The sequence below is a fragment of the Microbacterium sp. LWH10-1.2 genome (genome assembly GCF_038397765.1).
GTDB lineage: Bacteria > Actinomycetota > Actinomycetes > Actinomycetales > Microbacteriaceae > Microbacterium > Microbacterium natoriense.
Genome location: NZ_CP151638.1, coordinates 1,252,527 through 1,264,752 on the forward strand (window position 1 = coordinate 1,252,527; position 12,226 = coordinate 1,264,752).

The 12,226-nt window shown below is 68.6% G+C and carries 12 protein-coding genes; 8 read left to right on the plus strand and 4 right to left on the minus strand.

From position 1 onward, the window contains the following. Positions 1-18 precede the first annotated feature (18 nt). Positions 19-954 (plus strand): NADP-dependent oxidoreductase, encoded by a 936-nt coding sequence (locus tag MRBLWH10_RS05940; protein WP_341941988.1) that lies wholly within the window; start codon positions 19-21, stop codon positions 952-954. On the opposite strand, the gene MRBLWH10_RS05945 is transcribed toward MRBLWH10_RS05940, so the two are convergent. Then, on the minus strand, positions 951-1,598 hold the full coding sequence (locus MRBLWH10_RS05945) for a hypothetical protein (protein ID WP_341941989.1): 648 nt from the start codon (positions 1,596-1,598) through the stop codon (positions 951-953). The two genes, MRBLWH10_RS05940 and MRBLWH10_RS05945, sit on opposite strands and share 4 nt — an antisense overlap. 193 nt (positions 1,599-1,791) lie before the next feature. On the opposite strand from MRBLWH10_RS05945, the gene leuA reads away from it, so the two are divergent. Beyond that, a complete protein-coding gene (gene leuA, locus MRBLWH10_RS05950) occupies positions 1,792-3,546 on the plus strand; it encodes a 2-isopropylmalate synthase (RefSeq protein WP_105672963.1) in 1,755 nt (584 codons plus the stop codon). Positions 3,547-3,717: 171 nt separating this feature from the next. On the opposite strand, the gene MRBLWH10_RS05955 is transcribed toward leuA, so the two are convergent. Further along, a complete protein-coding gene (locus MRBLWH10_RS05955) occupies positions 3,718-4,419 on the minus strand; it encodes a TRIC cation channel family protein (RefSeq protein ID WP_105672964.1) in 702 nt (233 codons plus the stop codon). A 34-nt stretch (positions 4,420-4,453) separates the two neighbouring features. Here MRBLWH10_RS05955 and recO point away from each other — a divergent pair, with 34 nt between their 5' ends. Continuing rightward, a complete protein-coding gene (gene recO, locus MRBLWH10_RS05960) occupies positions 4,454-5,197 on the plus strand; it encodes a DNA repair protein RecO (protein ID WP_341941990.1) in 744 nt (247 codons plus the stop codon). Continuing rightward, positions 5,194-5,994, plus strand: a complete 801-nt coding sequence (locus MRBLWH10_RS05965) for an isoprenyl transferase (RefSeq protein WP_105672966.1) — start codon at positions 5,194-5,196, stop codon at positions 5,992-5,994. Before recO ends, MRBLWH10_RS05965 begins: the two co-directional genes overlap by 4 nt. Here MRBLWH10_RS05965 and MRBLWH10_RS05970 read toward each other — a convergent pair. Continuing rightward, on the minus strand, positions 5,985-6,548 hold the full coding sequence (locus tag MRBLWH10_RS05970; RefSeq protein WP_341941991.1) for an AAA family ATPase: 564 nt from the start codon (positions 6,546-6,548) through the stop codon (positions 5,985-5,987). The genes MRBLWH10_RS05965 and MRBLWH10_RS05970 overlap by 10 nt on opposite strands. 52 nt (positions 6,549-6,600) lie before the next feature. Between MRBLWH10_RS05970 and MRBLWH10_RS05975 the strand changes: the two genes are divergently transcribed. Next, on the plus strand, positions 6,601-7,287 hold the full coding sequence (locus tag MRBLWH10_RS05975; protein WP_341941992.1) for a DsbA family oxidoreductase: 687 nt from the start codon (positions 6,601-6,603) through the stop codon (positions 7,285-7,287). On the opposite strand, the gene MRBLWH10_RS05980 is transcribed toward MRBLWH10_RS05975, so the two are convergent. After that, entirely contained in the window at positions 7,284-7,778 is a 495-nt protein-coding gene (locus tag MRBLWH10_RS05980; RefSeq protein ID WP_105672969.1) for a glutathione peroxidase, read from the minus strand. The two genes, MRBLWH10_RS05975 and MRBLWH10_RS05980, sit on opposite strands and share 4 nt — an antisense overlap. A gap of 59 nt (positions 7,779-7,837) precedes the next feature. Between MRBLWH10_RS05980 and dusB the strand changes: the two genes are divergently transcribed. The 3 genes from dusB to dnaG are packed head-to-tail and all read left to right on the plus strand — an operon-like array spanning position 7,838 to position 12,220. Next, a complete protein-coding gene (gene dusB / locus MRBLWH10_RS05985) occupies positions 7,838-8,992 on the plus strand; it encodes a tRNA dihydrouridine synthase DusB (protein ID WP_105672970.1) in 1,155 nt (384 codons plus the stop codon). Further along, a complete protein-coding gene (locus MRBLWH10_RS05990; protein WP_341941993.1) occupies positions 8,982-10,361 on the plus strand; it encodes a deoxyguanosinetriphosphate triphosphohydrolase in 1,380 nt (459 codons plus the stop codon). Before dusB ends, MRBLWH10_RS05990 begins: the two co-directional genes overlap by 11 nt. After that, a complete protein-coding gene (gene dnaG / locus MRBLWH10_RS05995; protein ID WP_341941994.1) occupies positions 10,361-12,220 on the plus strand; it encodes a DNA primase in 1,860 nt (619 codons plus the stop codon). The genes MRBLWH10_RS05990 and dnaG overlap by 1 nt, the downstream gene beginning before the upstream one ends. The last annotated feature ends 6 nt before the right edge of the window (positions 12,221-12,226 follow it).

A 12,226-nucleotide genomic window follows, 5' to 3' on the forward strand; every position in this document is an offset into this window, starting at 1 on the left:
CATGGCACTCTGCTGATCATGGCGCGCCATTGGGTGGCGACCGAGTGGGGCACGCCCGACTCATGGTCCTTCGAAGAGTACGAGCCGGCGCTTCCCGGCGAAGGGGAGATCACGGTCCGTGTCCGCGCTGCGGGAGTGAACCCCGCGGATGCCAAGCACGTCGCCGCGCCCCGCACCGGCGTCTCTCTCCCCGTGCCGATCGGCTATGAGATCTCCGGCGAGATCGTCGCCATCGGACCGGGGACGAGGATCGGCTCTGGCGAGGCGCACCCGGGAGATCAGGTGATCGCGTTCCGCGTGCGCGGCGGTTACGCCGACGAGATCACCATCCCCGCCGAGAAGGCGTTCGCGAAGCCGACGACGCTCGATCATGCGGCGGCGTCGAACCTGTTCCTCACGGGGACCACGGCGGCGGAGATGCTGTTCGTGACCGGAGCCTCGCCCGGGGAGACCATCCTGCTGCACGGCGCCTCGGGCGCGGTCGGCGTCGCCGTGCTCCAGCTGGCCGCGCTGCGCGGCATCCGCGTGATCGGCACCGCGAGCGCTGCCCGTGCCGAGGTCGTCCGTCATTTTGGCGGAGTTCCCGTCGCGTACGGTCCCGGCCTCGAGACCCGTGTGCGCGAGCTGGCCGGCGGCCCGGTCGACGCGGCGCTGGACGCCGTCGGCACGGACGAGGCGATCGACGTGTCCCTCTCCCTCGTCGCCGATCGGACGCGCATCGTGACGATCGCCGCGGCTCATCGCGCGGAGGCCGACGGCATCCGCTGGATCGCCGGCTCCCAGCCGGACAGTGCGCGTTTCAGGGACGAGATCAGGGGCGAGTTGGTCGCGCTGGCGCAGAACGGCGATCTCGTCGTGCCGGTGGCGATGACCTTCCCGCTCTCCGAGGCGCCGGAGGCGCTGCGCGTGCTCGCCGGAGGCCATCCCGGCGGAGCGATCGCGCTGATCCCCTAGTCGATCTCGCGAAGCGCCGACGTGACGAACACGACGTCGTCGCCGAACTCGGCGTCCGCGGTGTCCTGGATGCTGCCGTCATCCCAGATGACCTGCACCCAGACGTAGCCTCGATCACTCGACGCCGTCAGCGCTGATGAGCCGAGACGCGCGGCGACGTCATCCTGGATGCGCGTGAGGTCGGCCGCAGAGGTGGTGCCGTCCACTCCACCCGACGGATCCTCCGGACGGATCGGATCGTAGAGTGCGAGCATGATCGGAGGATCGGTGATGGTGTACCTCTCGCCGTCGTACGTGCCGTACACGGCGTACGTGCCCCAGGTGACGTCTCCCGATGTCTCGCTGCCGTCCACACCCTCCCAGGTCCACCCGTCGACGGGGAGGCCCTGGCACTGCGGGGGATACGACTCCATGACGGCGCCCAGGCACAACTGCACGTCGCCGCCCTTGTCGATCACCGTGCCCGTCCCGATGACGCGACCCTGCGGCGGCGCGGGGTGCACCGCCTCCAGGCGCTGATCGGAGGGGACCGTGGTGCTCGTGGGCGCCGGGGAACCTGCCGGGCCGGACGCGCATGCAGTCAGCGCGAGGAGGCAGGCGACGGATGCGGCGGCGAGGAGCGGGCGACTCTGCGATGTGCTCATACTCGACAGTGTCGCCGCAGCACGGATCGTCTCAGAGCGAGTCGAAGCGCATCGGCATCCCTGCTAGCATGGCCGCATGCCTTTCGGCGGTCTGCTTCTTCTTAGCTGCCGCGACGAGTCCTAAGAGCTAGGGCCTTCCTCGTCGCGGCGCTTGTGTTGGCCCGTACATTCTGACGAAGAGAAGAAGCCCATCATGAAGAACACCCAGCGCCCGTCCGGGATGCCGATCCACAAGTACCGGCCGTTCCACGAGCAGATCGTCGTCGACCTTCCCGACCGCACCTGGCCGGACGCCCGGATCACCGAGGCTCCCCGCTGGTGCGCCGTCGATCTCCGTGATGGCAACCAGGCTCTCATCGACCCGATGTCGCCCGAGCGCAAGCGCGTCATGTTCGAGCTGCTCGTGAGCATGGGCTACAAGGAGATCGAGGTCGGCTTCCCCTCGGCCAGCCAGACCGACTTCGACTTCGTGCGTCAGCTCATCGAGGAGAACCTGATCCCCGACGACGTGACCATCCAGGTGCTGACCCAGGCACGAGAGCACCTCATCGAGCGCACCTACGAGTCCATCGCAGGGGCCAAGCAGGCGATCGTGCACCTCTACAACTCCACGAGCGTGCTGCAGCGCGAGGTCGTCTTCCGCACCGACAAGCAGGGCATCATCGACATCGCCCTCGAAGGCGCTCGCCTGTGCCGGAAGTTCGAGAAGACCATCCCCGACACGCAGGTCTACTACGAGTACTCGCCCGAGAGCTACACCGGCACCGAGCTCGAGTTCGCGGTGGACGTGTGCAACCAGGTGATCGAGATCTTCGAGCCGACGCCCGACCGCAAGGTCATCATCAACCTCCCCGCCACCGTCGAGATGGCCACGCCGAACGTGTACGCCGACTCGATCGAGTGGATGAGCCGCCACCTCGCCCACCGCGAGAACGTCATCCTGTCGCTGCACCCGCACAACGACCGCGGCACCGCGATCGCCGCTGCCGAGCTGGGCTACATGGCCGGCGCGGATCGCATCGAGGGATGCCTGTTCGGCAACGGCGAGCGCACGGGCAACGTCGACATCGTCGCGCTGGGGATCAACCTGTTCACGCAGGGCATCGACCCGCAGATCGACTTCAGCGACATCGACCAGGTCAAGCGCACGGTCGAGTACTGCAACCAGCTGCCGGTGCCCGAGCGGAGCCCCTGGGCGGGAGACCTGGTCTTCACCGCGTTCAGCGGATCGCACCAGGACGCGATCAAGAAGGGCTTCGAGGCGATGGCCGCGACGGCGGAGTCCCGTGGCGTCACGGTCGACGACATCGAGTGGGCCGTGCCGTACCTGCCTGTCGACCCGAAGGACCTCGGCCGGTCGTACGAGGCGGTCATCCGCGTCAACTCGCAGTCCGGCAAGGGCGGCGTCGCCTACCTGCTGAAGGCCGACCACGCGATCGATCTGCCGCGCAAACTGCAGATCGAGTTCTCCGGCGTCGTGCAGGCCAAGACGGATGCCGAGGGCGGCGAGGTCACCAGCGAGCAGATCTGGTCGATCTTCAACGACGAGTACCTACCCGCGGCCGATGCCGCCGCCAAGTGGGGCCGCTTCGAGCTGCTGGCCACCCAGACCCGCAGCGACATGTCGGGCGAGGTGGTCCTCGACGTCGTGCTCCGAGACGACGAGCAGGAGCTCGCGATCTCCGGCAGCGGCAACGGCCCCGTCGCCGCCTTCGTCGAGGTGCTGCGCGCACAGGGCTTCGACATCACCGTCTACGACTACGTCGAGCACGCTCTCAGCGCCGGCGGCGACGCGCAGGCTGCGGCCTACGTCGAGCTGCAGGTCGGCGACCAGCGCCTGTGGGGCGTGGGCATCGACGGAGACATCTCGACGGCATCCCTCAAGGCGATCGTGTCGGGCGTGAACCGATCGATCCGGACCCGCGCCGCAGAGCTCGCCGCGGTCTGACAGCCACCGGGCGAGCGGCCTCACCATCTGGTCGTCGAGCGAGCGAAGCGAGACGAAACGCGTCACCTGACGTCGAACGTCGGATGACGCGTGTCGTCTCGATCGCTGCGCTCCCTCGCTCGACGACCCGGGGGTGATCGTTCGTCGCCCGGAGGAACATCGACCGACGTGTCAGCGCCCGGTGTCCGAGGGCTTGATGATCGGGATCATGCCGGTCTCTGCGGCGACCTTGCGGCGGTACAGGCGGCGCTGCTCCGGCAGGGACACGTCGAAGCTCACCGCGAGGATGCGGATCACCGCGGTCACGATGATGCCGATGATCGCGGCGAGCGTGATCGGCATGTGGAACAGGTTCGCGACGACGATGAACGTGCAGCCGGCGCCGGCCGCGACGGCGTAGAGAGAGCCGACGTGCATGATCGCGGTCGGCAGTCCCATCAGCATGTCGCGGAGCACGCCGCCGCCGACCGCCGCGCACACTCCGATGAAGACGGCGGGCACCGGGGGGATGCCGAAGGCGATGGCCTTGCTCGTGCCGAAGGCGCCGAACATGCCGATGACCACTGCGTCGAGCACGACGATCACGGTGTTGATGCGGTTGAAGACCCCGGCGAGGAGCATCCCGAACAGGGAGGCGCCCGTGGCCGTGACCAGATACCAGTTGTCGTGCAGCGTCGCGGGCGGCTGACCGAGCAGGATGTCGCGGATGAGGCCGCCGCCCATGCCGATCATGATGCCGATGATCGCGACGCCCAGCCAGTCGAGTCGGCGCTGACCCTGGAAACCGGAGGCGAACATCGCCCCCTGCACGCCGCCGAGGCCGACGCCGAGGAGGTCCGCCCACAGCGGAATGGTGAAGAGCGGTTCGGTCACCCGTCCATTGTCGCGCACGGAGGATAATCGAACCGTGCCGACCTACCGAGACGAAGCGGTGATCCTGCGCACCCACAAGCTGGGTGAGGCGGACCGCATCGTCACCATGCTCTCGAGGCGCCACGGCAAGATCCGCGCCGTGGCCAAGGGGGTCAGACGCACGTCGTCGAAGTTCGGCTCCCGCCTGGAGCCGTTCATGGTCGCCGATGTGCAGCTGTACCAGGGACGCTCTCTCGACATCGTGCAGCAGGCCGAGTCGCTCGGGGCGTACGGAGCCGACATCGCCGCGCACTACGACCGGTTCACGTCGGCCAACGCGATGGTCGAGACCGCCGACAGGCTGAGCGACTCGGAGGCGACGCCCGAGCAGTACCTCCTGCTCGTCGGAGGACTCCGCGCCCTCTCACGGGGCGAGCATGCACCGCGCAGCATCCTGGACTCCTATCTGCTGCGGGTGATGGCGCTGTCCGGCTGGGCTCCGTCGCTGGGGGACTGCGCCAGATGCGGCGACCCCGGCCCGCACACGCACTTCGTCGGGCAGCTCGGCGGGTCGGTGTGCACGAACGACGCTCCGGCGGGCAGCCCTCGGATCGCCGAGCGCACGCTCGCCCTCCTGCGGTCGCTGATGGCAGGGGAGTGGGAGCTCATCGATGCGGCATCGCCGGTCGAGACCTCCGCGGCTTCCGGACTGATCGCCGCCTACGCCCAGTGGCACCTCGAGCGCGGCATCCGCTCGCTCGCGCACGTGATCGACGCCCCCCGAGAAGGAGCACGGTGAGCCCGAAGCCATTCACCCACAAGGATGCCGTGGCGTACCGCCCGCTCGACTGGACCGGGGTGCACCCGCCCGCCTTCCCCGCGGTCCCCGCTCATGTGGCGATCGTCATGGACGGCAACGGCCGCTGGGCCAACCGCCGCGGCCTGAACCGCATCGAAGGGCACAAGGCCGGTGAGGAGGTCCTGCTCGACGTCGTCGCCGGCGCCATCCAGGCAGGGGTGAAGCACCTCTCGGTCTACGCCTTCTCCACCGAGAACTGGGCGCGCTCTCCCGAAGAGGTGCGCTTCCTCATGGGATACAACCGCGATGTGCTGCACCGGCGCCGCGACCAGCTCAACGAGTGGGGCGTGCGGGTGCGCTGGGCCGGTCGCAAGCCGCGGCTGTGGGGCAGCGTGATCAAGGAGCTGCAGTACGCCGAGCAGCTCACCCGTGGCAACGACACCCTGACGCTGACCATGTGCGTGAACTACGGCGGGCGCGTCGAGATCGTCGATGCGATGCGGTCCATCGCGGCAGAGGTCGCCGCGGGGCGGGTCAAGCCGAACGCGATCAGCGAGAAGATGATCCGCAGGCACCTGTACGTCCCCGACATGCCCGATGTCGACCTGTTCCTGCGGAGCTCGGGGGAGCAGCGCACGTCGAACTTCCTGCTCTGGGAGTCCGCGTACGCCGAGATGGTCTTCCTCGACACCCTGTGGCCCGACTTCTCCCGCGAAGAGCTCTGGCGCGCGATCGGCATCTACCTGTCGCGCGACCGGAGGTTCGGCGGAGCGATCGACACTCCCGATCAGGCCTGAGAGCGCATCCAGCGCTCGGCCTCGCGCGGATGCCGCAGCCGCACGATAGAGAGATGCGGGAAGCGCTCGCGCTTCAACGGCATCTGTTGTTCCCAGTAGAACCGTGTCGTGGTCTGCCACTTGAGAATGTTCTCGGAGGGATCTCGCGTAGTCAGCAGCCGGTGGAGCGGCTTCTCGACGTTCCCGTTGTACATCTCGGTACGGCGGATGCTGCGACTCAGCGTGCGCCGGAGCAGGCGACCGCGCACGACGGGCCAGGGGTAGTCGAGCCAGATTGCGAGCTGCGCGCGCGGCGTCATGATCTCATCCGTGCCCTTGCTGGTGTACTGCCATTCGGTGATCCAGCGCTCTTCGGCCGCGAACGTCCGCACGTCGTCGAGGAACGACGGCCGCGGCGTCCACTCCGGTCCGTGGAACAGCGCATCGATCTCGATGTGGCGCAGATCCCAGGCGGCGCCGATGCGTGCGGCGAGGGTCGTCTTGCCCGACCCTGAGACGCCGGCGATGAGAATCCGCTCCGGTCGGAACGGCAGAGGATCATCGGCGGAGAGCATCCGAGAATCCTAATCCGGAATAGCCCATTGGTGCATGCGGTTGGATAGGGATGTGACTGAACCCATCTCGATCGACATCTGGTCCGACATCGCCTGCCCGTGGTGCTACATCGGCAAGCGCAATCTCGAGAAGGGCCTCGAGGCCGTCTCCGGCGACGAGGACGCCCCGCAGGTGAACATCACGTTCCACTCCTTCGAGCTGTCTCCCGACACCCCGGTCGACTTCCACGGCGACGAGATCGACTTCCTCGCCGGCCACAAGGGGATGCCGCGCGCACAGGTCGAGCAGATGCTCTCCCACGTCACCGGCGTCGCGCAGAACGCCGGACTCGAGTACCGCTTCGATCTGCTGCAGCACACGAACACGGTGAAGGCGCACGAGCTGCTGCACCATGCGAAGGCGGAGGGCCTCCAGCACGAGATGGAGGAGCGACTGATGTCGGCGTACTTCACCGAGGGCAAGCACGTCGGACGGGTCGACGACCTCGTCGAGCTCGCCGTCGAGGTCGGTCTGGACGCCGACGCCACTCGACAGGTGCTCGAGTCCGCGCAGTACCTCCCCGCCGTTCGGCAGGATCAGGCGCAGGCGCAGGCCTATGGCATCCAGGGCGTGCCGTTCTTCGTGATCGACGGCCAGTACGGCATCTCCGGAGCGCAGCCGCCCGCCGCCTTCGAGAACGTGCTCCGCGACCTGTGGGCGAAGCGCGGCGAAGACGAGTCGGAGCCCGCCGCGGTCTAGCGGGTCAGCGCCGCCTCGATGGCACCGACGATGGCGGGGTCATCGGGCTTCTGCTTCGGGCGGAAGCGCTGCACGGATCCGTCCGGCAGCACGAGGAACTTCTCGAAGTTCCACTCGACGCGGCCGGCCTTTCCACCGGCATCGGGCGTCTCCTTGAGCTCCTTGTAGAGGTCGGCGGCGTTCTTGCCGTTGACCTTGACCTTGTCGGCGATGGGGAAGGTGACGCCGTACGTCGTGGAGCAGAACTCGAGGATCTGATCGACCGACCCCGGCTCCTGGCCGAAGAACTGGTTGCACGGGAAGCCGACGACGCTGAATCCCCGGTCGCCGTAGAGGCGCTGGAGCTCTTCGAGCTGCTCGTACTGCGGCGTGAGGCCGCACTTGGACGCCACGTTCACCACGAGGACGACGTCGGCGCCGAGATCGTCGAGCGTCTTCTCCGCTCCCTGAGCGTCGACGAAGGGGATGCTGCGCACTGCGGAATCGGTCATATCCACAGCTTAGGTCGGTGCGCCGCCATGGGCGCCGGGTCTGGGAGAATAGAAAGGTCATGACTGTCGCCACCGCCCCCGCCCGCCCGCTCCGCATCGGACCGATCGACCTCGACGTGCCCGTCGTGCTCGCGCCCATGGCGGGCATCACGAACACCGCCTTCCGCAGGCTCTGCCGCGAGTACGGCGCCGGTCTGTACGTGAGCGAGATGATCACGTCGCGCGCTCTCGTCGAGCGCAACGAGAGCACGATGAGACTGATCCGCCATCACGAGTCGGAGACCCCGCGGTCGATCCAGCTCTACGGCGTCGACCCGAAGACCATCGCCGACGCCGTGCGCATCATCGTCGCCGAGGACCACGCCGATCACATCGACCTGAACTTCGGCTGCCCCGTGCCCAAGGTGACCCGCCGCGGCGGCGGCGCCGCGCTGCCGTGGAAGAACCGTCTGTTCGCCGACATCGTCACCCAGGCCGTGAAGGCGGCGGGCGACATCCCGCTCACCGTGAAGATGCGCAAGGGCATCGACCACGACCACCTCACCTTCATCGAGGCGGGGCGCGCCGCCGAGGACGCGGGAGCGGCAGCCGTCGCCCTGCACGCCAGGACCGCGGGGGAGTACTACTCCGGCAACGCCGACTGGAACGCGATCGGCGAGCTCAAGCAGGCGGTGACCAGCATCCCCGTGCTCGGCAACGGCGACATCTGGTCGGCCGACGATGCGGTGCGGATGATGGCGCAGACCGACTGCGACGGCGTCGTGGTCGGGCGCGGCTGCCTCGGACGCCCGTGGCTCTTCGGCGAGCTCGCTGCGGCCTTCGGCGCCGAGACGCAGCCCGTCGATGCGACGCTCGGCTTCGTCGCCGACGCCTTCCGGCGTCACGCGGAGCTGCTCGTGGAGTTCTTCGACGACGAGGACCACGGATGCCGTGATGTCCGCAAGCACGTCGCCTGGTACTTCAAGGGGTACCCGGTCGGCGGAGACATCCGCACCGGCCTCGCGATGGCGTCGAGCCTGCAGAACATCGACGACCTGCTCGGACAGCTCGATCGCGACGCCCCCTACCCTGGAGCGGACGCCGAGGGCCAGCGCGGCCGGGCGGGTCGGCCGAAGCGCACGGCCCTGCCCGACAAGTGGCTCGAGTCGCGCGAGATCGCCGAGTCGACGTCGGAGATGATGCGAGGAGCGGAGATCGAGAACAGTGGCGGCTGACCAGCGGATCTCGGGCTACGACGCACGCGACGCGGAGCGCTTCTTCGCGGAGACCCACCGATCGGAGCGCGATGACTTCGCCCGAGACAGGGCTCGTGTGCTGCACTCCGCCGCGCTGCGCCGTCTCGCGGCGAAGACGCAGGTTCTGAGTCCGGCGAGCACCGCCGACTTCGCCCGGAACCGTCTGACGCACTCCCTCGAGGTGGCCCAGGTCGGACGCGAGCTCGCCACGGCGCTCGGGGTGTCCGCCGACGTCGTCGACACCGCCTGCCTGAGCCACGACCTCGGCCACCCGCCCTTCGGCCACAACGGGGAGCGGGCCCTGAACGACTGGGCGGAGAACATCGGCGGGTTCGAGGGCAACGCGCAGTCGCTCCGCATCCTGACTCGCCTCGAGGCGAAGGTCCTCGACGATCACGATCGCTCCGTCGGGCTCAACCTCACCAGGGCGAGCCTCGACGCGACCTGCAAGTACCCGTGGACGGTCGACAGTCCGGTCCCCGATCCGGGCGGGCGGCTGAAGTTCGGCGTCTACCCCGAGGACGAGGCCGTGTTCCGCTGGATGCGCGAGGGCGCACCGGGGCGCCTTCGCTGCATCGAGGCCGAGATCATGGACCTCTCCGACGACATCGGCTACTCGGTGCACGACTTCGAGGATGCGATCGTCAACGGGTACGTCGACGTCGCGCAGCTGTCGGACCCGCGCGAGCACGAGGCGCTCATCGACCGCATCCAGCAGTGGGTCGGCTACGACTTCACCAGGGACGAGCTCGCAGACGGCCTCTACCGTCTGGCGAGCCAGCCGATGTGGCTGACGTCGTTCGACCGCTCCCGTCAGGATCTGGCGCGCCTCAAGAACCTGACCAGCGACTTCATCGGGCGGTTCGCGCGCGCCTCCGTGTCGGCCACCAGGGAGGCCTACGCCGGTCCCGTCCTGGTGCGCTACAACGCGCATGTCGTGGTGCCGCGAGTGGTCGAGACCGAGATCGCCGTGCTCAAGGGCATCATGGGTCAGGCCATCGTCACGATCGATGCGCGCAAGGGCGTCTACAAGGAGCAGCGTCGGGTGCTGAAGCGCCTCGCAGACGCTCTGTGGTCGACCGATGCGCTGTGGTCGGCGGGGGAGGACGTGCTCGAGCCCGCGTTCGCCGCGGACTTCCTCGATGCGACGACGGATGCCGAGCGCGCTCGCGTCATCGTCGACCAGATCGCCAGCCTCACGGATCAGAGCGCGATCGACTGGCACAACCGCCTCGTCGGCGAGATCGATCCCGCAGAGGTGGGCATCTGGAATCCGCGGAACGCCCGGCCGGGTGCGCGTCGCGCGGCATCGGCCGACCGGCATCCCGCATCCGCCGAGGTGCGCTGATGCCCCGCATCCGCCAGGCCGACGTCGACGAGGTGAAGGCGCGCACGAACATCGCCGACATCGTCGGCGAGCGCGTCGCGCTGAAGTCGGCGGGTGTCGGATCGCTCAAGGGGCTGTGCCCCTTCCACGACGAGAAGAGCCCGAGCTTCCATGTCCGGCCCCAGGTCGGCTACTACCACTGCTTCGGATGCGGCGAGTCGGGAGACGTCTACTCGTTCCTGCGCGAGATGGATCACGTCAGCTTCACGGAGGCCGTCGAGAGGCTCGCCGGCCGCATCGGCTACACGCTGCACTACGAAGACGGGGGCGCCGCTCCCGAGACGAGCGGTCGGGCGCGGCTGTACGCGGCGAACACCGCCGCCGCAGAGTTCTTCCGCTCGCAGCTGCTGTCTCCCGATGCCGAGGCCGGACGTCGTTTCCTCGGCGAGCGGGGGTTCGATGCGGGGGCTGCCGCGCACTTCGGCGTCGGCTTCGCCCCGCGCGGCTGGGACGGCATGCTGAAGGCGCTCACCGCGCAGGGGTTCACCCGGGAGGAGCTCAGCACCGCTGGGCTCGTCTCGACGGGCCAGCGCGGCGTGTACGACCGCTTCCGCGGGCGCCTCGTGTGGCCGATCCGCGACGTCTCAGGGCAGACGATCGGCTTCGGAGCGCGCAAGCTGTTCGACGACGACCAGGGGCCGAAGTACCTCAACACCCCGGAGACGCCGATCTACAAGAAGGCGCAGGTGCTGTACGGTCTCGATCTCGCCAAGAAGGACATCGCGCGCGGCGACCCCCGGCGGGTGGTGGTCGTCGAGGGGTACACGGATGTGATGGCCTGCCATCTCGCCGGCCTCACGACCGCGATCGCCACCTGCGGCACGGCGTTCGGCACCGATCACATCAAGGTGCTGCGACGGGTCATGGGAGACGACAACGCCTCGGGCGAGGTGGTCTTCACCTTCGACGGCGACGAGGCGGGGCAGAAGGCGGCGCTTCGGGCCTTCACCGAAGACGACCGCTTCAACGCGCAGACCTTCGTGGCGGTCGCGCCCGACGGGCTCGACCCCTGCGATCTGCGTCTGCAGAGGGGGGATGCGGCCGTCCGCACCCTCATGGACGCCAAGGTGCCGATGTTCGAGTTCGCTCTCGACCGTAAGCTCGCAGGCTTCGATCTCGGTACGGTCGAGGGGAGGGTGGGCGCGCTCAGGGCCGCTGCGCCGATCGTCGCAGAGATCAGGGATCGGCTGCTGCGCCCCGGATATGAGCGCGTGCTCGCCCGACGCCTCGGCATGGATCCGACCGAGGTGCACAACGAGGTCGAGCGGGCAGCACGCGGCGGCTCGCACTCCGCGCCGTCGCGACCGGAGCCGGTGCCCATCGATCCCGCAACGGGGGCCCCGGGGATCGTTCCGGTGACGCTCGCGAGCCTTCCTCGCACCGCCGACGTCGCCGTGGAGCGCGACGCGATGATGGGCGTGCTCCAGTACGGACATCAGATCGATCAGGCGTTGCTGTCCCGCGCGCTCATCGCGCCGTTCCGCACCCCGGGACTCGATGCCGTGCGGGAGGCCGTGGCATCCGCACCCGACCGCACGCGCGCGGGCTGGGTGACCGACGCGGTCAACGCGGTGCGCGAGCCCTACCGGTCTCTCGCGGGGGAGCTGCTCATGACGCCGTTCCCCGCTCGCGACGAGGCCGGGGCCGTGGCGTCGGCGACCGATCTCGCGCGTCGGCTCATCCTCCGCAGCCTCGAGCACGAGAAGCAGGAACTCCTGGGGGCCGTGCAGCGCGTCCCCGCCGACTCCGATGGAGGGCGCGCCCTGCGCATGAGGCTTCGCGACATCGACGTGGAGCGTCAGCGGTTCACCGAGTCGTAACAGGGG